The following is a 21,847-nucleotide window of genomic DNA, read 5'->3' as shown; positions in this document are numbered from 1 at the left end:
TTCCGTCGATGGGGGGCGGCGGCATGGCGCTGAGCACGGTAGGCGTACGGCACGGGCACGCTGTGGTCCGATTTCCGCCAGTCCGGGCCTGTGGTCTGCGCATAACGTCGAATGCGTGACCACACGACGGCTCGACTTCGACACGTGCTACCTGGCGGTGTCCGCACGCGACGCCCGGTTCGACGGGCGCTTCTACACGGCTGTCACCTCGACGGGCATCTACTGCCGTCCGGTCTGTCCCGCCCGCACTCCGGCACGCCAGAACGTGCGGTTCTTCCGGCACGCCGCCGCGGCGGAGGCGGCCGGCTTCCGGCCGTGCCGGCGCTGCCGCCCTGAGCTGAGCCCGGGTGACCCCAGGTGGAACGTACGCGCCGACCTGGTGGGGCGGGCGCTCCGCCTGATCGACGACGGCGTGGCCGACGACCAGGGTGTCGCCGGTCTGGCCCGGCGGCTGCACGTGACCGAGCGGCATCTGCACCGGCTGTTCGTCACCGAGATCGGGACCGGGCCGCTCGCCGTCGCCCGGACCAGGCGGCTGCTGCTCGCCAAACAGCTCCTCACCGAAACCTCCCTGTCCATCACCGATGTGGCGTTCGCCGCCGGATTCGGCAGCGTCCGGCAGTTCAACGCCGCGATGAAGGAGTCGTACGGCTTCGCCCCCGGCGAGCTCAGAAAAGGCCGGATCGGGACCGGCGCCGCCGTCACCGCCGCCCGGCGAGGACACGCCGTGCCGGCCCCGGACGAGCAGCCGCGCTCGGCGGCCTCCACGGCCACGGGGCTGACCCTCCGGCTCGGTCACCGCATGCCGTACGACGCGCGGTCCATGCTGCGCTTCCTCGCCGCCCGCGCGATCCCCGGCCTGGAGAGCGTCACCTGGTCCGGCCAGGAGACAGCGGCGAACGGGACGCCACCGGCCGAGGTGGCGAGCTACTCCCGGGCGATCCCCGGCGGGTCGCTCACGCTGGCGCCCGCGGCGGATCACGTCAAGCTGATCGTGCACGCCGATGACATGCGGCGACTCGCCAAGATCGTGTCACGCTGCCGGAGACTGCTCGACCTGGACGCCGACCCGGAGGCGGTCGCCGCCGTCCTCGGCCCGACGGCGCTGGGCCCGCTGATCGCCCAGCGCCCGGGGCTGCGGGTGCCGGGCGCGTTCGACGGGTTCGAGCCGGCGGTGCGTGCCGTCGTCGGCCAGCAGATCTCGGTGGCCGGTGCCCGCACGATCCTGGGCCGCATCGCCGTACGGGCCGGGACCTCGGACGGCCGGCCGGCCGGATCCGTGCTCTTCCCCTCGGCCGAGCGGCTGGCCGGGGCCGACCTGACCGGGCTGGGGCTCACCACCCGTCGCATCGCGACGTTGCGCGCACTGGCCGAGGCCGTCGCCGCCGGGGAGATCGATCTCGACGGCGCCCAGGACCCCGCGGAGGCCGTGACCCTGCTGCTGCGGATCCCCGGCATCGGACCGTGGACGGCGGGCTACATCGCCCTTCGCTCGCTGCGCGACCCGGACGCCTGGCCGGCGGGAGACCTCATGCTGCGCAAGACCATGGCCAGGCTGGGCATCCCGGCGGAGGAGGCCGAGCACTGGCGTCCCTGGCGGGCCTATGCCGCCCTCCACCTCTGGTCCGCCCCCACCCCACCCCCGCCGTGATCTTGCGAAATCTCGCAGGGATGCGCTCTGACCTGCACACCTCCCCGTCGTGATCTTGCAGAAACTCGCAGCACCCCTCGCTGAACCGCGACAACACAATCAGTGATCTTGCACTTCGCCGGTGTCGCCGACACCGGCCGATGCCTCGACCCTGGCGGGAGGGGCACTGGTTTCGAATATGGAGGAAACGGCCATCATGACGATGATCATCACTCAGGTCGTGCCCACCCCGATGGGTCCGCTCTCGCTGCTCGCCCGCGACGAGGTCCTCATCGCAGCGGGCTTCACCGCCGACCCCCGCGAGATGTTCGCACGGCTCCCGCCGACGCTGCGGGCTCTCACCATGGCGGAGGGCGACCTCGCCGACGCGGCCCAGGCCGTACGGGACTATCTCGACGGGAGGCTCGACGCGCTCGACCGGATCCCGGTCGAGCAGCCCGGCACGCCCACCCGGCAGCGGCTGTACGAGGCGCTGCGCGCCGTACCCGCCGGGACGACCGTGTCGTACGGCCTGCTCGCGGAGAGGGCGGGGCTGCCGAAGACGGCGGCGCGGGCCGCAGGGTCGGCCTGCGCGCAGAACCTCATCGCCCCGTTCGTGCCCTGCCACCGGGTGCTGCCGTCGTCAGGCGGCTACGGCGGCTACTACTACGGCACCCGCGTCAAAGAATGGCTGCTCGCCCACGAGTCCCCGGCAGCCGCGTCCCCGGCACCCGCGTCCCCGGCACCCGCGTCCCTGGCGACCACATCCCCGGCACCCGCGGAAAGCCTGACGCATTCCGTATGAAGGGACGTCCGGCTCACCCGTCGCGTCCGCTGACTATGGTCTGGATCTCGTTCACCGGGACGTCCCGGGAGGCCGACACCCGGATCGGGGCATACGTGAGCGCTGCCGCGTCGCCGCCCGTGCCGCCTCCCGTGACGTTCCAGACCGCGGTGACCGTGAGCGTGTAGACCTTGCGCGCCTGGTCGATCGACGCCCGCAGATAGCGCACGCCGCACCTGAACTCGCCGCCCTTCTCGTACGGATGCCCGGTCGCGCCGCAATCCCCGGCGATCGTCGCCCGGTCGTCGGTCGTACCCGACTTGATCTCCAGGCCCTGCGGGGTCGCCGTCACCGTCGCGGACATGACGCCCGGGAGCGTGGCCGTCACCGACCGGGGCGCCGCCTGCGCCCCCTCCAGCCAGACCCAGGTCTCCAGGTTGACGTAGCTCTGGGCATCGGGGCTGAGCTTGACCTTGGGTTCCGGCACGGTGAGCGCCGCCCGGGCGAGCTGCAGGAGCTGCTCGAACGTGATCCCCCCGGGCGGCGTGGTCCCCTCCGGCACCCAGACCGGCTCGGCCAACCCCGCGTAGCACGCCTCGGCCGCCGGGTCGCCCCAGTTGGCGGCGGGGCCCCACCACATGCCCTTCTCGTTGAGCTTGCCGGCGGCATCCTGCACCTCCTCGTCCGAGGCGCCCCGCTCACCGGGCGGCAGGGAGCTGTCCTGTCTCCGCTCGGTGACCTTGCGGCGGTGCATCTCCTCGGCCGTCATCATGGGCTCCCGCCAGCAGGGGCGGGGCATCCGATAACCGTCGCTCTTGCCGCCGAGCCCGTTGCCGGACAGGGTGATGGAGGAGTTCTTCAGCGTCACCCCTGCCGTACGGCCCCGCTGGAAGCCCTCCGCCTGCGTCTGCTGCCGATTGACCGTACGCGGATCGGGGTCATCGGCCGCCCGGGCGGTGAGCACGCTTCCGGTCAGCGAGGTGATCAGTACGGCGGTCAGCAGCGCCGTCGTGTTCACCGGGCGCACTCCTTCGCGTATTCGTGGGGATATTCGGCGAAGCGGTACAGGACGACGATCCAGCGGCCGTCGTCCTCATGCCGTAACGCTGCGGAGTAGAGGAAGGTCGACTTCGGCGGTTCGAGCCAGTCGGGCTGCTCGGACAGTGGGCTGCCCCGCCAGTCGGTGAGCCGCAGACCGGACTGGTCCAGGCAGGCGGCGACATGGACCCCCTTCCCGACTTCGGCGATCACGCGCAGCGCGTAGAGCTTGATCACACCTTTCGCCGACATCTTCTGATCGACGTACGAGTGCACCCACTTGACCGCACTCCGCTTCGCCTCGTCCACGACGCCCTCGGTGTAGGAGAGGTCTTCGCCGTGGGTGGCGATGGCCCGCCACTGGGCGATGTAGTCGTCGGTGAAGGCCTTGAACAGGGCTTCGCGCTTCGAGTCGAGTCCCTCCGGCCAGTCGATCTCGATCTCGGGTCCGGCGTCCGCCGCCTCGGCGGTCCCGGCCGCCGGCGAGGACGGCGTCGCCGTCTCGGCGGCCTGCTCCCCCGCCTCCGGGGACGACCGGGCGGCCCCGCGAGGGGTGAACCCGCCCTCCGCCTCGGCCTTGCCGCAGGCGGCAGCCGACGCCAGCAGCGCGCACCCCGCCAGGACGGCGAGAACGCGTCTGGCCTTCTTCGTCGACATACGGACTCCTCAGGCGAGGCGAGAGGTCGTGAGGTCCTGGGCGGGGGCGCGGCGCCAGCTGGGCAGCAGCTCGTCGATCAGTGCCTCGGTCTCCGGGGCCATCCCGCCGCCGTACGGATGGGAGGCGGCCCGCCGGCTCAGGCCGTCGACGACCGCGCGCAACCTGCTGAGATCACCCGTGGCGTGCGCCGCCCGCAGCAGGTCACGCCAGAGCCCCTCGTCGTCGGCGGCCAGCAGCAGGCCCGTGCGGGCCGCCGCCATCGCCGCGTCCGGATCGCCCTGCCCCAACCGGATCTCGCACAGCGCGTGTGCCGCGTCGGCCACCCACGCCGTCACGTCGTATTCGAGCAGATCGGCCGCGAGCCAGGCGTACCGCTTGCCCGGCCTGCCGCTCAGCAGCGGCCCGCGCACCAGCCGCAGCGCCCGGTCCAGCAGCTCGGCCTCGGCCTCGCGGAGCCGTACGGCCTCGGTCTCGCCCTGCGACGCGGCGTCGCCGCCGGCCACCGCCCGGCGGACCAGATCCTGGAACAGCCGCCAGTCGGTACGGATCCCGGGGCCGAGCCGCAGCCGTCCTGAGTCGTCGAGGAAGAGACGCGGCCGGCCGCGCGAGTCGCTGCCCAGCCACTCCGCCACGCGGGCGATGGTCGCGTCGCGTACCGCCTTCTGCACTCCACGCGGCCACAGGACGCCCCCGAGCACGACCGGGTGGACCCCCTCCGGATGGGTGGCCAGATAGACGACCATCTCGTGGGCCAGGGCGGCCCGGCCCTCCTCCAGCGGATCGACGGAGGTGATCTCGATCGTGCCGAGGATCCGTACCTCGATCTCGGGCGGCCCGTCGGGCAGCCGCTCGGTGGCCGCCGTGCCGCCGCTGATCGTGAGCGGCTCGCCCTCGGCGTTCTGTGCCGTACGGAACAGGTCGATCACCGCGTCGTAGTGCCTGCGCGGCAGCAGGTGGGCGCCGACATCGAAGCCGAGCGCGTCCAGCCGGGCCCGGCCGGTCTCGGTGATCTCCCAGGTCCAGGTCGCGTGCGGCACCTCGCCCGCCAGCACGAAGCCGTTCGCCGTCCGGGCGCCCTTGCCGAGCAGGGCGAGGCGTCGCGCCTCTTCCTCGTCGGGTTCGATGGCCGACAGCAGGTAGTGCGGGGTCCAGGACGGATCGGCGACCCGGCCGTGGATCCGGCCGGTCAGGACTTCGCCGCCCGGCGGCCCATCGGGCGGGCCCGTCTCCGCGGCGCGATGCTCCAGCTCGGGCAGGACCTCGGCCAGGCTCCCCGCCGTCCTGATCCGCTCCGGGGCGAGCGCGGTGAGCTCCTCACCGAAGCCGACGAGCGTGATCCGCATGTCGTCGGACCACCGGTTGGTCGCCAGCTCGACGGCCAGCGCTGACAGGGCCGCGACCGTGTTCGCACCGGTCATGCCGATCAGCCCGCGTGCGGCCTCCAGATCGACGAGCACCCTGCCGCCGTCCTGACCGACGCCCAGCGAGACCAGGCCCGGATAGGGGGCGGGGAGGCCTGTCAGCGCGTGCTCGTCGAGCCGCCGTCCCTCGTGCGCCGGCAGCCGCCACACCTGCCCCCCGTCGCACGACTCCCACGGCTGCGGTGCGTTCTCGTCGGCGGGATGAATCCACAGGTCGAGGCCCCGATCGCTGAGGTGGGCCGCGTAGATCGTGGGCGGATGGGCACCGCGCTCGGCCAGGAGCCCGCCGAGCAGTCGCAGGCCCAGATCGAGGGTCCTGCCGCCCGGTGCGTCGGCGCCGAGCCGGATCGCCACCTCGGCTTCGGCCGCATCCCCCCGCGGCGGAGCGATCCGCCATCCGAACGCCCGCCGCCACAGCTGCTCCCTGCGTCTGCGGCCGAGCACGGCGAGCAGCCCCGCGCCGGCCAGCGTCGCGGCGGCCAGGTAGTCGAGCAGCTCCAGCCCGGCGGCCTCGTCCCGGCCCGTGAGGGTTTCGTCTCGCCCGTCGGACGACCGGATCACCGGCGGTTCTCCGGCCGGTTTCGCGGTCGGCTGAGCCGTGGCCGTCGGCTGAGCCGTGGGCTGAGCCATGGCCGTGGGCTGAGCCGTGATCGTGGGCTCGGCGGTGGCGGGCGGTGCCGTGGCCGTGGGCTGAGCCGTGATCGTGGGCTCGGCGGTGGCGGGCGGCGGAGTGGCGGGCGGTTCCCGGCGAGGTTCCGCCCTGTCGAGCCGGGGCCCGGTGGTGTCGGCCTCGGCGGTGTCCGGGCTGGTGGTGTCGGCCTCGGTAACGCGGGGCTCCGTGTGCGTGACACCGGGTTTCACATACTCGGTACGCCCGTCGAGTTCCGCCGGCGCGTCCCGGTGCTCCTTGAGGATCTCCGGCCGATCGTCGTCGACGGGGACGATGTGGACATTCCTGGCATCGTCCGGCATGTCGAGCACCCAACCCGGCCGGATGAGATCGGCGATGTGCAGGCGGCTGCCGTCGGGCTGCTCCTTGTGCTTGTTCAGCCGGTAGATCTCGGGATAGCGGCGCCCCTCGCCCAGGCACTTCTCGGCGATCTCCCACAGGCTCTCGTGATGGCGCCCGTGCGGCGGCTGCACGACGTAGACCTTCTTGACCTCCCTGGCACGCAGGAGCGGCTGCTCCACTTCGGCGGCGACCGGTGCGGCGAGCGTCGTCACCTGGGACTGGACCGGCACCGCCGGTGCGGCCGCCCGGGCGATCGGCACGGCCACAGCCGTCGCCGTGAACAGCAGCAGCGCCGCGGAGACCAGCCGGTTGGCGAGTGCCTGGGTGCCGCCGGACAGGGGAACCCGGGCGGGCATGCCGACACTGCGCAGCCCGGCGTACACCTCGACGATCACGCACAGGAAGAGCTGGAGCCAGGCGAGCCACACCAGCAGGACCAGGATCGAGACGATCGTCTCCGGCCCGACCCGGCTGGTGAGCAGGTCGAGGTTCAGCAGTTCCGGCGACAGGGGCGGGCCGGCCAGCCTGATCAGCGCGTACGGCACCCCTGCGACCAGCCCGATGAGGGCCAGCAGCGCCCCGAGCCCCGCGACGACGTCGCGGGACCTCCGCCCGCGCCGGACGCGGACCGGCCGGCGGTCCCGCCGCGCCTCGGCCGCGTGCCGTGTCTGGCCGAAGGGCCGATAGTCGGCGGGCCGCGATGGGATGGAGGCCCCGACCGGATCCTCGGCCCCGGCGCTCGCGGCGGATCCGCTGCCCGTGGAACCGGTGCTCACGGCTCCGCGGCCACGCGGTCGCCGTCCGGCGGAGTCCGGCCAGCGGCGCAGGGGCTCGCGGGAACCGGGGGGTGTGGACTTCTGTGACATTTCCCCTCATCACTCCCCGTCGTTCGGGCCGCCGGATGCCCCCGCCAGGGCGGCGGCGCCCGTGCTGGGGGCGGCCGTGGCGGTGGCCGCCATGTCGGATCCGCTGAAACCCAGCACCGCGAGGAAGTAGGCGTCCCAGTGGACCGCCACGCCGACGGTCACCTCCGTCTGAGCGCCACCCGTCTCACAGCGGGTCATCCGTACGCCGTCGGCCTGGTGCGCGCCCACGATCTCCTCGGCCCGGCCGCACACGTCGCCGTCGGCGGAGAGCAGCCGGATCTGACCGGTCGCCCGCAGGGTCTCCTGGTCGATCTGGTCGGCGGCTGCGCGCGCGGCCTGCTCGGCGACGTCGGCGGCCTTGAGCCGAGCGTTGATCGCCGCCCCGCCGTCGATCAGCAGCCCGGCCAGGAGGAACACGGCGGCCGAGAAGATGACCACGAACACCGACATCGACCCCCGGTCCGCCTCGTAGGCGGTCCCGTGGGAGGGAGCGTTCGCGCAACAGCGCCGACGGCTCATTCGTCCTCGTACCTCCGGAACTGTTCCAGCGGTACGACGGAGTCGCCCGTCATCTGCTTGGTCCCGGGGAACCCGAGGAAGCCGAGGTCGAGCCCGCACGTCACGGTCGCCCTGACGACGCCGCCCGCCTTCCAGTCGGTCCCGGAGAGGCTGACCTGCGGTGAACAGTCGCCCGACAGCGAGGACCGCGCGACCTCCGTCGCGGCCGACTCGGCCTCGGCGAGGCTCCGCTGGACCGAGGCGGCCCTGGCCGCGTCCCTGGCGGCGCCGTTGACCTCCCCCTGCGCCTCCACGATCCGCCCGGCCCCGACCAGGAACAGCAGGAACAGCAGCAGGACCGGGGCGAGCATGACCGTCTCCGCCGTCATGGAACCGGCCTCGGGCCGGCCGGCGGCGGAGGTGCCGGCGGAGGTGCCGGCGGAGGTGTCGGCGCGCCTCATCACTCACAGCCCTCCGAGCCGTCGTCCGGACGGAAGCACTCGATCGGGCCGCCGAAGTGCGCGGTGACCTCGAAGGTCGCCTCGGGCAGCAGCGGCACCACCTGTACGGCGGTCGCGGTCACGTCGATGCCCCGCCGGTCGCCCTGCTCCCACGCCTGCACCTGGGCGTCGCTCAGCAGCTTGGGCCCGACCGCCTGGATGATCTGCCTGGCCTTGGCCTCCGCTCCGCTCTGCCAGCCGTCCGAGGCACCGGCCGTACGGGCGATGCGGGCTCCCTCACGCGCGGCGGCGTCGGCGACCTGACGGCCGTGGAACCACAGCGCGAACTGGACGACCAGCAGCACCACGGCCAGGACGACCGGCATGAGCATGGCAAGCTCGATCACCGTCGCGCCGCGCTCGCTCCGGGTGGCCCGGCGACCCGCTGGGCTCACTGGTCACCCGGGACGACGAGGTCGGAGCCCTCACCGCCGCCACCGCCGCCACCGCCGCCGAAGTTGGAGGTGATCTCGCCTTCCTTCCCGGCCACGAGGTTCTTGATGAGCGTGGCGAGCCCCAGGGCGACCCCGGCGATGATCGCCGTGATGATCACCCATTCGACTGCCGAGGCTCCCCTGCTGGGAGCGTTCCTGGCACGGTCGATCCGTACGCGCAGGACGGCGATCAGGTAGTGCAGCCAGAGCATCAGGCCCCCATCATCTTCATCGCGGCCGGGAAACTGAGAAAGAGCACGAAGCCGGCGCACAGCAGGAGCTGCGCCACCAGCATCGACTGGGACCGTTCACCCGCCTTGCCCTCGACCTCGGCGAGCTCGCGGCGCCGCAGGGTGGCGGCGCGGGCGGTGAGCGAGGAGCGCACCTTCGCGCCGTCGTCGGCCACCAGCCCGAGGGCCGCGGACAGGTCCCGCAGCTCGTCCACGTTGATCTCGTCGCCGAGCTGGCCGAGCGCCTGCCACGGGGTGATGCCGACGATCCGGGCGTTGGCCAGCGCCTCACGGATCCGCTCCATCGCCCAGTTGGCGCCGGCCGCCGCCGAGCCGGTGCCGTCCGCGGCCGGGCCCGTACCTCCGCCCCCCGCTCCCCCGCCGCGCACCGTCGTCGCCGTGGCGCCCGCGGTCGCCGCCGCCCTGGACGGCGGCCTGGCGGTGGACAGGGGGTTGGCGGCGGAGACGGGGTTTCCGACGGACACCGCCATCATCAGCGCCTCCGGCACGCCGCGCCCGCCGGCGAGGTTCATGGAGACGAGGTCGAGGAACGCGCCGACCGCGTGCCGGAAGTCGCGCCGCCGTACGGCGGCGTCGCGCTTGATCTGCACGTCGGGAAGGAGGAAGAAGACCACGCTCACCATGAGCGCGGACCAGAGCGGCACCTGCACAGACACTCCCCAGCCCATGAGCGCCAGCCAGGCGACGAGGATGGGGAAGGCCAGCAGGCCCGAGACGCCGAGCAGGGCCTTCGTCGCCAGGAAGCCCTCGAACGACTTCCCGAGCAGGGCGAGGTCGGCCTTGGTCGAGCGCGCCTCCCAGCCGCGCGCCGCGTAGAAACGCGCGAGCCGTTCACCCAACCCCCGCCGGAACGGGCTGACCCTCTCCTCCGGGGCGATGAGCGGCGCCCTCGGGATCGCGGCGCCGTCGCGGGCGACGTCGAGCGCGGCGAGCCTGGCGATGAGCCCGGGTCTCGGTGGGAACAACGCCCGGACCAGGAGGAAGAGCCCGATGCCGAGCACGCCTCCCGCGAGCACGGTCTCGATCATCCGGCCTCCTTCCGATCGGCCGATGGACGGTGATAGGGAGCGAGGATGCGGGCGGGCTTGTCGAACCGGGCCAGCCGCCTCATCCAGGCGAAGCCGGCGCCGAACAGGCCCGCGACCACCACCAGTACGGCCTGACCGAGCGGCGTGCCGTACTCCGCCACGTACGACCGGTTGAAGACGACCAGCGCGCCGGCGAAGGCGAGAGCCGTACCGACCACGATCTGCACGCTCTTGCGGGTCGATCTCCGCTCGGCCTCGACCCTCCGTCGCATGTCGAGCTCCTCCCTGGCCGACACCGCCAGCGCGGACAGCACGTCGCGCAGTCCGGGCCCGCGCAGCCGCGAGTTGAGGATGAGGGCGGCGACCACCAGGTCGGCCGAGGTGTCGTCGAGCTCGTCGGCGAACATCCGCAGCGCGTCGGGGAGCGGCATGCGGGTGTGCAGCCGGTCGACGAGCGTACGCAGCTGCGGCTGCAGCGTGGGGGCGGCCGCCCGCACCGATGACGGAATGGCCTGTTCCAGGCCGGCGGCCCCGGCGATCGTGTCGCGCAGCGACTCCGTCCAGGCGGCGAGCGCCTCCAACCGCCGCATCGCCGCCCGTTCCTCGGCGGCCCCGCCGGTGAGGCCGCGCCAGGCGAGGACCAGGAGCACCGATCCAGCGGCGATGACCGGCCACCGGGTCACCGCCAGGACGACCACCCCGGTGATCAGGGCCACCGCCGTCCTCGTGGTGAGCGTGCGCAGCAGCCGTACCCGCGCCTTGCCGTCCGGCCGGGCCGGCCTCCGGCGCGTGCCGTACAGAGACAGGCCCAGCAGGAACAGTCCGCCGCCGGTCACCGCCCCGGTCAGCAGCACGGCCGACAGCTCCGGGAGGTCGAAGGCTCCGAAGAACGCGGTGATCATCGCCACGCTCCGTTTGCCGGGTCGTAGCCGTGATAGGCCAGCTCGGCGGCGCAGGAGATCGGGGCGTGCGGCACCAGCCGGTCGCCCGACACGGTGAACACCTCCGAGGAGAGCACCCGGCCGTCGACCCCGGTCACCTCCCGGACGCTGGACACGTATCGCCGCAGCCCGCCGCCCCGGTGATAGTCGTTGTGCTTCTCGATGAAAACGACGAAGTCGATCGCGCCGGCGATCAGCATGTGCGTGGCCTCGATCGGCAGCCGCTCCTCCGCCTGCAGGGCATAGGTGGCGACGCGGTTGAACACCTCCATGCTGGAGTTGGCGTGGATGGTCGACAGCGACCCGTCGTTTCCCTGGGTCATCGCGTTGAGCATCGTGACGATCTCGTCGCCGAGCACCTCTCCCACGATCACCCGGGACGGGTTCATCCGCAGCGACCGCCGCACCAGCTCGGCCATGGTGATCTCGCCCTGGCCCTCCGAGTTCGGCAGCCGGTGTTCGAAGGCCACGACGTTCGGATGGAGCTCGGGGAACTGGTCGAGCCCCAGCTCCAGCGCACGCTCCACGGTGATCAGCCGCTCATGCGGCGGGATCTCGTTGGCCAGCGCACGCAGCAGGGTGGTCTTGCCCGCGTTCGTCGACCCCGCGATCATGATGTTCTTGCGTGCCGCCACCGCCGCCGACAGGAAGCGGCCCAGTTCCGGTGTCAGCGTGCCGTTGCCGACCAGATCGCTGAGGAAGACCTTGCCCAGGCGGGCGCGGCGGATCGACAGCGCGGGACGGACGGTCACGTCCATCACGGCGGACAGTCGCGACCCGTCCGGCAGGCGCAGGTCGAGCTGGGGGTTGGCGGTGTCGAACGGCCGGGACGACAATCCCGAGTACGCCGCCAGGACCTGGATGAGCTCGATCAGCTCCTCGTCGCTGTCGGCGACCGGATCGGCGAGCACCTCGCGGCCGTCGGCGTAGCCGACGAAGACCCGGTCGCACCCGTTGATGTCGATGTTCTCGATCTCGGTGTCGTCCAGCAGGGGCTGCAGCCGGCCCACGCCGAACAGCGCGGCGTGTATCCCCCCGGCGAGCGCCTCCTCCTCCTCGGCGGTCGGCGGGGTGCGGCCCACCCCGATCTCGCCGCGCGCGTACTCCTCCAGGACCTGCGCGATCAGCGCGCGGGCGAACTGCCGCTCGTCCTCGCCGGTCATCGGCGGCAGCCCGCCGGCCTGATCCAGCCGCCGCTGGTGCGCCAGGCGATCGCCGACCTCCTGCCGGAACCGCTTCACCAGCCCGTGGTCGATGGGTCGCTGCTCGGCATTCATGATCTCGCCCCCCTGACCGGCCCGTGGTCCGGCCCCGGGCCACGCCGTGGTGCCGGGACCGGGGCGCCTGCCGTACGTCCCTGCCCTCCTGCCGTACGCCCCCGGTCGCCGGGGGCCGCTCCGGCCGCGGCCTCGGCCGCCAGCTGGGCCACGAGCCGTCCGGCCAGGTCTCGCGCGGTCCGGATGAGCAGGCTGCGGTCGAGCCGGCCGCCCCACTGACCGCGCAGCAGTTCCGCGCCCTTCGGGTCGTGCGCCAGGCCGCCGACCAGCTTGACGTCCCAGCCGGAGACGATCCGCCTGACCTCCTCGATCGAGGCGCGGTAGGCCCTGGGGTCGGCTATCACGACCACGCAGGCGGGCCGGCCGAGCAGCGTCAGCCGTTCCCGGAGATGGGCGACGTGGTCGAGGCTGGCCCGGGTGAAGAGCACGACCTCGTCGGCCTCGGCGATCAGGTCGTTCATCTGCGGGTGCAGCCCGAGCCTGCCGCAGTCGGCCAGGACGTCGGCGCCCGGAAGTGCGGCCAGCGAGCGCCCGAGCGGCCCCCACAGCCAGGTCAGCCCGGCCGCCTGCTCGGCGTTGGTGAGCCCGGTGAGCACGTCCAGGCCGCCGACGAGCCGCTGCGTGTGCTCGAAGATCAGATCGGCGCGCAGCCCCCGTCGCGCCACCGCCCCCAGGCTGAGCAGGCCGCGTCCCGGGTTGAGCACCCCGCCGTCCTCCCCCGGCAGCCGGTAGGCCAGATCGCCTCCCGACGGGTCGCACTCCGCCAGCAGCACCGGCCGGGGCCACACCGCGCCGAGGGCGGTCGCCGCGGTGGTGACACCGGGCGCTCCCTTGTCCGCCGCCAGGACGATGAGTGCCACGTCACCTCACTCCGGGAAGCTTGATCAGGGCGATCTCCCCGCCGGAGGCGTACTGGGCGATGGCCGGTGCTGCGGAGGTGTCCACGCGCACCGTGACCAGCCCGCTTCCCCCGGTCCGGCCCGCCGTGCCGATGCTGTGGACGCGTGCGGCGGTGGCGAGCACCCGCTGCCCGCCGTCGGCCCGCTGGTCCGCCCCCTTGTCCGCGGCCCCGACGTGGATCACCTGGACGACGTCGCCCACGTTCAGACGGGTCGGCACCTGTCCGGGCTTGAGCGCGAGGCCGACCAGCGCCTTGCCCGGCCCCACGTCGTCGCCGGACTTCGCCACCATCGACTCGGTCAGCAGCGTGCCGGGCAGCAGGGTCACCGCCGCGTACCACTGGCTGACGCTCTCGCTGTCGCGCCAGAGCACGCGCGGGATGCCGGTGTCGGCGATCTCCACCTCGCCCAGCGCCGACCGCGGGATCCGCTGCCCCGCCCCCACCTGCTGGGTGATCATCACCGCGGACACCCGTTCACCGCTGCGCATGACCAGCAGCGTGGTCGCCAGCGCACCGCCCAGGATGAGGAGCACGGCGAGCGCGGCGAGCGCCGGCCTGCGCTCTCTGGGCGGCACGGGAAGCTTGCGAGACGCGGGCCCGGAGAGCCCCGGTCGCTCGCTCACCGCGCCGCGACCGTCCTGCGATGCCTTCTCGCTGATCCTCATCGATACAGAGGCTCCCAGTGATGATCACGCCCGATTTTCGGGCCGTTCCAATTTGTTTACGGTCCTCACCGTTCACCGCGCGTTCATCGGATTATGACCAAATTTCGGCCGCCCGCGTGTGGTTATACGGCGTCCCATGCTTATCCGTTGGCAATAAACCTGTCAACGGGAATGGATCTATTACCATATCGGTAGGTGACTACCAGATCTCGAAATTTTGTGATAGAGGGTAACGATCTATTCCTGATGCACATGTCGTTCACAACGGACTTGACCGTACGGCCGCCGCAGAATCGCGGCGCCGTCGTACGGCGCTACTGCGACGGGGAGGCGCCGATGACATGGCGGTTTACCGATTAGAGTGCGCGATGCCGGGAGCGCCTCGCTAACGTGGCCTTCGCCGGACGTCCGCCGGCCCGGCCCTTCATGGGCGGAATCCGCACGGGAGAACCGCACGGGTTCTTCACGCAGAGGTCCGGCGGATGAAACGCTCTGTCGGAGAACGTCCCCCCTACCCCGACCCCGCCGGGAGTCTGCAGCATGCGGATAACGCTCACCGTGGTCACCGAGCACGAACGGCGTGACGTGTTGATAGAAGGCGACGAGACGGCCACCGTGGCCGGGCTCACCGCCGATCTCGTCACCGCGCTCGGCGACTCCTCCGGGCGCCCGTCCAACGTCGTACGGCTCCCGCACGCACGCGCGCCGTACGACCTCGGCGGCAGGAAAGGCGTGGGCGTGAAATCCGAGCCCGCCGCCGGGGACACGCGGCGGGGGGCCGGGCTCTGGCTCGACGGGCGGCCGCTCGATCCCGACGCGGCCGTCTTCGGCCTGCTGCGCGACGGCGACGTGGTCGCCCTGGACGGCCGGGCCGCCTGGGCCACCGTGGCCGAGGAACCCGACGGACTGGCGGAACTGCGCGTCGTGGGCGGCCCGGGCGCCGGCGCCGTCCACCGGCTCGGCGTGGGCGCGCACACGATCGGGTCCGACCCGGCGTGCGCGATAGCCGTACGCGACGCGGGACTGCCCCCGGTCGCCGCCGTGGTCCGCCTGACCCCGAACGGCGTCACCGTGGAACCGGCCACGCCCGGCGGCGCCGCCCCACCGCCGAAGGCGGGAAAGAAGAAGCGGCGCGGACGACGGGGACGGCGGCGGGACGACCCCGCTCGACGGGACGGCACGGCACGGCCGGACGACATGGGCGCCGGCGTCGTCCGATTGGCGGGCGAACCGCTCACCGAGGCCACACCCTGGCCCGAGCGGGACACACTTTCGTGCGGCGGCTCCGCCTTCCGCCTCGGCCCGGTCGAACCGCCGGACACGCACCTGGACGCGCTGCCGGACGGCGGGCTCGCCTACAACCGCCCGCCCAGGCTGCCGCGACCGGTGCGCGGCCGGCGGATCACGGTCCCGGCCGAGCCGCGGCGGGCCGAGGGGATGCGGCTGCAACTGCTCGCGGCGCTGCTCCCGGCGGTGCTCGGGATCGTCATGGCCGTGGCCCTCAGGACCTGGTACTACCTGCTGTTCGCGTTCATGACGCCGCTCATCATGATCGGCCAGTGGGCGAGCGACCGCAGGCACGGCAAGAAGAAGCACCGCCAGGCGGTCAAGGCGTATCGCGAGCGCCTGGCGGCGTTCGAGGCGGAGGTCGCCCAGGCCGTCAAGGAGGACGAGGCGGCCCGCCGCGACGGCGCGCCCGACCCGGCCGAGGTGCTGCTCACCGCCACCGGGCCCCGGCGCAGGCTGTGGGAACGGCGCAGCCACGACAGGGACGCGCTGCGGCTGCGGGTGGGCCTGGCCGATCTGCCCGCCGGCCTGGAGTTCGAACCCGAGAGCGGCACTCCGCAGGACGCGCCCCGGCCGGAGCAGCCGACCTGCCATGACGTGCCGGTCGCGCTGGTCATGCGGCGGCTCGGAGTGGCCGGCCTCACCGGGCCGAGGAAGACCTCGCTGGCCTGCGCACGCTGGCTGGTCGGCCAGGCCGCCGCCCTGCACAGCCCGCGCGACCTGGCGATCGTCGTGTTGTCGGCCGGTTCCGACGGCGACCGGCAGTGGGACTGGGTCCGGTGGCTCCCCCACTGCGGCCACGGCGCGCGCGGCGGCGGGCCTCTCGGCGCGGACTCCGTCGCGCTCGTCGGCGCCGATCCCGAGACCGCGGCCCGCCGGGTCGCCGAGCTCACCGCGCTGATCGACGAACGGCTCGACGACGAGGGCAGATCATCGGCGCTGGGTAAATCGGCGCTGGGCGGCGGGCGGCTGACCGGCGGCCCGGCGGGCTGGGACGACCTCGGCCGGGGCGGCGCCGCGGCCGAGACCGGGGCGGAGCCCGCCTTCGCCGGTTACGACGAGCAGCCGTTCGACGTGCTCGTCGTGCTCGACGGCGCCCAGGTGCTGCGCGGTCTGCCGGGAATGCCGCAGGTGCTCAGGCAGGGCCCGCGCGCCGGTGTCTACACGATCGCCATCGACGGCGACCGGCGGCTGCTGCCGGAGGAGTGCGCGACGGTCGTGTCGTGCTCGGCTGACGGCGAGATGCGGCTGCACGGCGGCGGCCTGGAGGCCATCGGACGGATCCGGGCCGACCAGGTCTCGGTGTCGTGGGCCGACCGCCTGGGCCGGGCTCTCGCCCCGCTGCGCGACGTGAGCCGTGAGGACCCGGCCTCGGCCGTACCCGGCTCGGCCCGCCTGCTCGACCTGCTCGGCGCGGACGCCTGCGAGCCCGACCGCATCGCCAAGCGGTGGGGCCGGTCGACCCGGGCCGTCATCGGCGTCGGCCCCGAGGGGCCGTTCGAGGTGGATCTGAGCCGGGACGGCCCGCACGCGCTCATCGCGGGCACCACCGGCGCGGGCAAGTCGGAGCTGCTCCAGACGCTGATCTCCTCGCTGGCCGTGGTCAACCGGCCGGACGAGATGACGTTCGTGCTCATCGACTACAAGGGCGGGGCGGCCTTCAAGGAGTGCGTACGGCTCCCGCACACGGTCGGCATGGTGAGCGACCTCGACGGCCACCTGACGCAGCGGGCGCTGGCCTCGCTGGCGGCCGAGATCCGCCGGAGGGAGCGCCTGCTCCTGGAGGCGGGGGCGAAGGACATCGAGGACTATCAGCGGCTGCGGTCCCGTGGCGCGACCTGGGTGCTGGGCTCAGGAGGCGTACGGCAGGCCCCGGCCGGCGGCCTGTTCGGCCCGTCCGGCGCTGCGCGGACGATCGGGGGCCGGCCGGACGGGAGCACCGGCCGGCCGGCGGAACGGCCGCCGATGCCCCGGCTTGTGCTGATCATCGACGAGTTCGCCGCGCTGGTGACCGAGCTGCCCGACTTCGTCGAGGGCCTGGTGGACATCGCGCGGCGCGGCCGCTCGCTCGGCATCCACCTCATCCTCGCCACCCAGCGGCCGGGCGGCGTGGTGACCGCCGACATCCAGGCCAACACCTCGCTGCGGATCGCGCTGCGGGTGACCGACGCCCGCGAGTCGTCCGACGTGATCGACGCGCCCGACGCCGCGCACATCTCACGGTCCACGCCGGGCCGCTGCTACGTCAGGTCGGGGGCGGGCCCCGCTGTGGCGGTGCAGACCGCCAGGATCGGCGGGCGCAGCCCCCGGAAGTCCCCCGCGTCCGCCGCCGGGCGGGGCGGTGAACCTCTGCGTGTGATGGAGCTGGCCTGGCCGGCGCTCGGCCGTCCGCTCTCCGTGCCGGCGGTGGAGTCCGGGGACGACTCCGACCTCGCCCTGCTGGTCGACGCGATCCGCGAGGCCGGGCGGGGTGTCCCCGAGCAGCCCAGCCCCTGGCTGCCGCCCCTGCCGGAACTGGTCACGCTGTCGGCGGAGCCGTCGGCGGGGGCCGGCGACGGCTCCTCCGGTCACCGGCTCGCCCCGGCAGGGCCATACCGGCGGGACGCCCAGGAGGTGCCGCCGCTGCCGTTCGGGCTCGTGGACCTGCCGTGGCAGCAGGGCAGGCGCCCGCTCGTCTTCGATCCGCGGCACGGCGGGCACCTGCTGATCGCGGGCTCGGCGCGCAGCGGCCGGTCCACCGCCCTGCGCACGATCGCGGGCTCGATAGCGGCCGGGGCCTCCCCCGAGGACGTGCACATCCACGCCATCGACTGCGGGTCGGGGGCGATGCTGCCGCTCGTCGGCCTCCCGCACTGCGGCGCCGTGGTCACCCGCGATCAGCTCGACCGGGTGGAGCGCCTGCTGATCCGGCTGCGTGCCGAGGTCGGCCGCCGCCAGCAGCTCCTCGCCGAGGCGGGGTACGCGTCGCTGACCGAGGCCAGGACCGCCGCACGGGGACGGGCACCGGCGCAGCCCGGCGAAGCGGTCGGGCGTCTGCCCTGGCTGGTGCTGCTGCTGGACCGATGGGAGGGGTACGTCGCCGCGTTCGAGAACTACGATTACGGCCGCCTGCTCGACGCGCTGATGCAGCTGCTGCGTGAGGGACCCGCCGTCGGCCTGCGTGCCGTGGTCACCTCCGACCGGTCGGGCCTGATCGGGCAGATCTCCACGATCTTCGATGACCGGCTGGTCCTCAGGCTGGCCGATCCGGCCGACTACGGGCTGGCCGGGCTGCCGGTGCGGGACCTGCCCGCCTCGATGCCCCCCGGCCGCGCGCTGTCGGTCGGGGAGCACGGCCTGGTGGAGAGCCAGATCGCGCTGCTGTCCCCCGATCCGTCCGGTCCCGCCCAGGTGGCGGTGCTGCAGGAGCTGGGCCGTACGGCCGCCGCCCGGTTCGGCGAGGGGCCCGGCGACGTCTCCCTCGCCGACGGCGAGGCATGGGGTCGCTGGGTCTGGGCCGGCGAGCCGCCGCTGCGCGTGGACGCGCTGCCGATGCGGATCACGGCCGAGCAGGCTCTGGATCTCGTGCCGTCGTTCGAGCCGCCGTCGCCGCTGTGGGCGCTGCTCGGCGCCGGCGGAGACTCCCTCACCCCGCTGGGCGTCGATCTCCTGGCCCAGGGACCGGCCGCCGTGATCGCCGGTCCGCCCCGATCGGGCAGGTCGTCCTGCCTGGTCACCGCGGCTCGATCGCTGCTGCGGCAGGGCACCCCCGTGCTCGCCGTCACCCCCCGCCGCAGCCCGCTGCGTGAACTGGCCGGCTCGGCGGGCGTGCTCGCCGTACTCGACGGGAACGCCGCAAGCGTGGCCGGGGGTGCGCCGCAGGACCTCGTCGCCCTGGTCAGGGAGCGGGAGCGTTACGTGGTGCTCGTCGACGACGCGGAGTTGATCTCACCGGACTCGCCGCTCGGCCTCGCCCTGGAGGAGGTGCTCCGTACCGGGCGGGACGGAGAGCACGGGCTGCTCATCGCGGGGCCCACCGGGGACCTGGCGACCGCCTACCGGGGTTTCGTGGCGGAGGCCAGAAAGGCGCGGACCGGGCTCCTGCTGTCGGTGCAGGGCCCGGCCGACGGGGATCTCTTCAACGTACGGCTGCCGCGCGGAGCCGTGGGCGGCCCGACCGGGCGCGGCCTGCTGGTGATCTCCGGGGCCGCGACCCCGATCCAGGCCGCGGTCCCGGTCCGGTGAACGTGCCGCGAGCGAGTCAGCGGGTGGCGGACTCGATGTTGCCGCGGTAGGTGTTGATGACGCGGGACGCCTCGTTGAGCTCCTCCGACATGCGCTGGAAGGCCGACCGGTAGCTCTGCCAGGCGTCGTGGAAGCGCTGCGCGCCGGGACCGGTCCAGGCGGTGCCGACCTTGGCCGCCTCACGGTCGAGGCTGGCCATCGTGGTGCGAACCTGGTCCGCCTGCTGGTTGAACTGCGCGGCCATGCTCTGCATCTCCGCGGGGTCGCCGCCGAGCAAGCTGTTACTCATTCAGTTCACTCCCTAAATCGACAGAGGTCCGCTCCCACCGTAAACCGCTGGTCAATCTTGTAAAGACCGCTATACCCAGCCGCTATACCGGGTCCGTCCGACACCTCGGATCACCCATCCCATTACTTCCCGAACGTACGTTTTAACCGAATTGCGCCGCACGCCGGGGGCGGGCGCCTCCAGGACGGGAGGCCCCCTTACACTCCAGGAAGGCTTGAGGGAAGGGGAGGCCGGTGCTTGAGGGAAGGGGAGACCGGTGCAGAAGGTCCTGATCGCCAATCGGGGCGAGATCGCCGTCCGGATCGCGCGTGCCTGCACGGACGCGGGCCTGAGGAGCGTCGCGGTGTACGCCGACCAGGATCTGGACGCTCTCCATGTGCGGGTGGCCGACGAGGCGCACGCCCTGGGCGGGCAGAGCCCGGCGGAGACCTACCTCGACATCGACAAACTACTCTCCGTGGCCGCGGCGACGGGGGCCGACGCCGTGCACCCCGGCTACGGCTTCCTCGCGGAGAACGCCGACTTCGCCCGGGCCGTACAGGACGCGGGGCTGATCTGGATCGGCCCGCCGCCCGCCGCGATCATGGCGCTCGGCGACAAGGTGCAGGCCAGGCACATCGCCCAGCGCGTCGGCGCACCGCTCGTCGCGGGCACGGCCGACCCGGTTTCCGGCGTCGAGGAGGTGGTCGCCTTCGCCGGGGAGCACGGTCTGCCGATCGCCATCAAGGCCGCGTTCGGCGGGGGCGGCCGGGGGCTGAAGGTCGCCCGTACCGAAGAGGAGATCCCCGACCTCTACGAGTCGGCCGTACGCGAGGCCGTGACCGCGTTCGGCCGCGGGGAGTGCTTCGTCGAGCGCTACCTCGACAGGCCCCGCCACGTCGAGACGCAGTGTCTCGCCGACCGGCACGGCAACGTGGTCGTGGTCAGCACCCGCGACTGCTCGCTGCAGCGCCGCCACCAGAAGCTGGTCGAGGAGGCACCCGCGCCCTTCCTCACGGAGGAGCAGCTCGAGCTGCTCTACTCGTCGTCGAAGGCGATCCTGCGCGAGGCGGGCTACGTCGGCGCCGGCACCTGCGAGTTCCTCGTCGGCCAGGACGGCACGATCTCCTTCCTCGAGGTCAACACCCGGCTGCAGGTCGAGCACCCGGTCACCGAGGAGGTCGCCGGGATCGACCTGGTCCGCGAGATGTTCCGGATCGCCGACGGCGAGGCGCTCGGGTACGACGACCCGGTGCTGCGCGGGCACTCCTTCGAGTTCCGCGTCAACGCCGAGGACGCCGGCCGCAACTTCCTGCCCGCGCCCGGGAAGATCACTTCGATGCGCGTGCCCTCTGGCCCGGGAGTACGGCTCGACGCCGGCTACGAGGCCGGGACGAGCGTGCCGCAGTCGTTCGACTCCCTCGTGGCCAAGCTGATCGTCACCGGTTCCTCCCGCAGGCAGGCCCTGGAGCGGTCGCGCCGGGCGCTGGCCGAGTTCGAGATCGACGGCATGCCGACCGTGCTGCCGTTCCACCGAGCCGTGGTGGACGACCCGGCCTTCACCGGAGAGCCGTTCTCCGTGCACACCCGCTGGATCGAGACCGAGTTCGTCAACGAGATCCCGCCGTTCGAGGGCGCCGCCGGGACGGATGAGCCGGCCGAGCGTCAGCGCATCACGGTCGAGGTCGGCGGCAGGCGTCTGGAGGTCGTCCTGCCCGCCGGTCTCGGCGCGGCCGGCCGTACGGAGGCCAGGAAGGCGCCAAGGCGGGGCGGCGCGGGCGGCTCCGCGAAGAAGGCGGCGGCCGGCGGGGACGCCCTCATCAGCCCCATGCAGGGCACGATCGTGAAGGTCGTCGTCGCCGACGGGGAGACCGTCGAGGCCGGAGAGACGGTCGTGGTGCTCGAAGCGATGAAGATGGAGCAGCCGCTCACGGCCCACAAGTCCGGCACGGTCACCGGTCTCGCCGCGTCCGTCGGCCAGACCGTGACCGCCGGCGCCGTCATCTGTGAGATCAAGGACACCTGAGCGGGCCGAGGAGGCGCGCCCCGGGAGATTTCCCGGGGCGCGTTCGTTTGGAACGGGAAAGCGGCCCGACGCGGGGCGTGCTTCAGCGGATAGCGTTGCCGGAAAGAGGAACCATCGCACACCGCCGTTCGTCCAGAA

General features: G+C 73.0%; 17 protein-coding genes. 4 read left to right on the top strand and 13 right to left on the bottom strand.

Going from position 1 to position 21,847, the window contains the following annotated elements; all coding sequences use genetic code 11:
- Positions 1-115: 115 nt before the first annotated feature.
- Together ACQP1K_RS05430 and ACQP1K_RS05425 are read left to right on the top strand one after the other, a co-directional pair.
- Positions 116-1,651, top strand: coding sequence for an Ada metal-binding domain-containing protein (locus ACQP1K_RS05430; protein ID WP_433499764.1), 1,536 nt, complete (start codon positions 116-118; stop codon positions 1,649-1,651).
- Positions 1,652-1,847: 196 nt separating this feature from the next.
- The gene (locus tag ACQP1K_RS05425; protein ID WP_433499763.1) at positions 1,848-2,435 is read left to right on the top strand and encodes a methylated-DNA--[protein]-cysteine S-methyltransferase; all 588 of its coding nucleotides are present in this window, start codon (positions 1,848-1,850) and stop codon (positions 2,433-2,435) included.
- A 13-nt stretch (positions 2,436-2,448) separates the two neighbouring features.
- On the opposite strand, the gene ACQP1K_RS05420 is transcribed toward ACQP1K_RS05425, so the two are convergent.
- The 12 genes from ACQP1K_RS05420 to ACQP1K_RS05365 all read right to left on the bottom strand — a co-directional run bounded on the left by ACQP1K_RS05420 (position 2,449) and on the right by ACQP1K_RS05365 (position 13,904).
- Positions 2,449-3,432 carry a hypothetical protein gene (locus ACQP1K_RS05420; RefSeq protein ID WP_433499762.1) on the bottom strand — a complete coding sequence of 328 codons (984 nt, stop codon included), beginning with the start codon at positions 3,430-3,432 and terminating at the stop codon, positions 2,449-2,451.
- The gene (locus tag ACQP1K_RS05415; protein ID WP_433499761.1) at positions 3,429-4,109 is read right to left on the bottom strand and encodes a hypothetical protein; all 681 of its coding nucleotides are present in this window, start codon (positions 4,107-4,109) and stop codon (positions 3,429-3,431) included. Before ACQP1K_RS05415 ends, ACQP1K_RS05420 begins: the two co-directional genes overlap by 4 nt.
- A gap of 9 nt (positions 4,110-4,118) precedes the next feature.
- Positions 4,119-7,319 carry a hypothetical protein gene (locus tag ACQP1K_RS05410; protein ID WP_433499760.1) on the bottom strand — a complete coding sequence of 1,067 codons (3,201 nt, stop codon included), beginning with the start codon at positions 7,317-7,319 and terminating at the stop codon, positions 4,119-4,121.
- A 99-nt stretch (positions 7,320-7,418) separates the two neighbouring features.
- Entirely contained in the window at positions 7,419-7,928 is a 510-nt protein-coding gene (locus ACQP1K_RS05405; protein WP_433499759.1) for a pilus assembly protein TadG-related protein, read from the bottom strand.
- Complete coding sequence (locus ACQP1K_RS05400) at positions 7,925-8,368, bottom strand: TadE/TadG family type IV pilus assembly protein (RefSeq protein ID WP_433501491.1); 444 nt, start codon at positions 8,366-8,368, stop codon at positions 7,925-7,927. The genes ACQP1K_RS05405 and ACQP1K_RS05400 overlap by 4 nt, the downstream gene beginning before the upstream one ends.
- Entirely contained in the window at positions 8,368-8,802 is a 435-nt protein-coding gene (locus ACQP1K_RS05395; RefSeq protein WP_433499758.1) for a TadE/TadG family type IV pilus assembly protein, read from the bottom strand. The genes ACQP1K_RS05400 and ACQP1K_RS05395 overlap by 1 nt, the downstream gene beginning before the upstream one ends.
- Positions 8,799-9,053 (bottom strand): hypothetical protein, encoded by a 255-nt coding sequence (locus ACQP1K_RS05390; protein ID WP_433499757.1) that lies wholly within the window; start codon positions 9,051-9,053, stop codon positions 8,799-8,801. Before ACQP1K_RS05390 ends, ACQP1K_RS05395 begins: the two co-directional genes overlap by 4 nt.
- Positions 9,053-10,120 (bottom strand): type II secretion system protein, encoded by a 1,068-nt coding sequence (locus tag ACQP1K_RS05385; protein WP_433499756.1) that lies wholly within the window; start codon positions 10,118-10,120, stop codon positions 9,053-9,055. The genes ACQP1K_RS05390 and ACQP1K_RS05385 overlap by 1 nt, the downstream gene beginning before the upstream one ends.
- Entirely contained in the window at positions 10,117-11,022 is a 906-nt protein-coding gene (locus ACQP1K_RS05380; protein ID WP_433499755.1) for a type II secretion system F family protein, read from the bottom strand. Before ACQP1K_RS05380 ends, ACQP1K_RS05385 begins: the two co-directional genes overlap by 4 nt.
- Entirely contained in the window at positions 11,019-12,338 is a 1,320-nt protein-coding gene (locus ACQP1K_RS05375; RefSeq protein WP_433499754.1) for a CpaF family protein, read from the bottom strand. The genes ACQP1K_RS05380 and ACQP1K_RS05375 overlap by 4 nt, the downstream gene beginning before the upstream one ends.
- The gene (locus tag ACQP1K_RS05370; protein ID WP_433499753.1) at positions 12,335-13,198 is read right to left on the bottom strand and encodes a MinD/ParA family ATP-binding protein; all 864 of its coding nucleotides are present in this window, start codon (positions 13,196-13,198) and stop codon (positions 12,335-12,337) included. Before ACQP1K_RS05370 ends, ACQP1K_RS05375 begins: the two co-directional genes overlap by 4 nt.
- A gap of 1 nt (position 13,199) precedes the next feature.
- Positions 13,200-13,904: a hypothetical protein gene (locus ACQP1K_RS05365; RefSeq protein ID WP_433499752.1), complete on the bottom strand. Its 705-nt coding sequence runs from the start codon at positions 13,902-13,904 to the stop codon at positions 13,200-13,202.
- Between the two features lie 540 nt (positions 13,905-14,444).
- Here ACQP1K_RS05365 and ACQP1K_RS05360 point away from each other — a divergent pair.
- Positions 14,445-19,415 carry an FtsK/SpoIIIE domain-containing protein gene (locus tag ACQP1K_RS05360; RefSeq protein ID WP_433499751.1) on the top strand — a complete coding sequence of 1,657 codons (4,971 nt, stop codon included), beginning with the start codon at positions 14,445-14,447 and terminating at the stop codon, positions 19,413-19,415.
- A gap of 16 nt (positions 19,416-19,431) precedes the next feature.
- Here ACQP1K_RS05360 and ACQP1K_RS05355 read toward each other — a convergent pair whose 3' ends face one another.
- Positions 19,432-19,704, bottom strand: coding sequence for a WXG100 family type VII secretion target (locus tag ACQP1K_RS05355; protein ID WP_055478126.1), 273 nt, complete (start codon positions 19,702-19,704; stop codon positions 19,432-19,434).
- 256 nt (positions 19,705-19,960) lie between these two features.
- Here ACQP1K_RS05355 and ACQP1K_RS05350 point away from each other — a divergent pair, with 256 nt between their 5' ends.
- Positions 19,961-21,709: an acetyl/propionyl/methylcrotonyl-CoA carboxylase subunit alpha gene (locus tag ACQP1K_RS05350; RefSeq protein ID WP_433499750.1), complete on the top strand. Its 1,749-nt coding sequence runs from the start codon at positions 19,961-19,963 to the stop codon at positions 21,707-21,709.
- The last annotated feature ends 138 nt before the right edge of the window (positions 21,710-21,847 follow it).

The sequence above is a fragment of the Sphaerimonospora sp. CA-214678 genome (genome assembly GCF_050942215.1).
Lineage (GTDB): Bacteria > Actinomycetota > Actinomycetes > Streptosporangiales > Streptosporangiaceae > Sphaerimonospora.
Note: the sequence above shows the minus strand (reverse complement) of the source record. Positions and strands in the feature narration are given on the sequence as shown.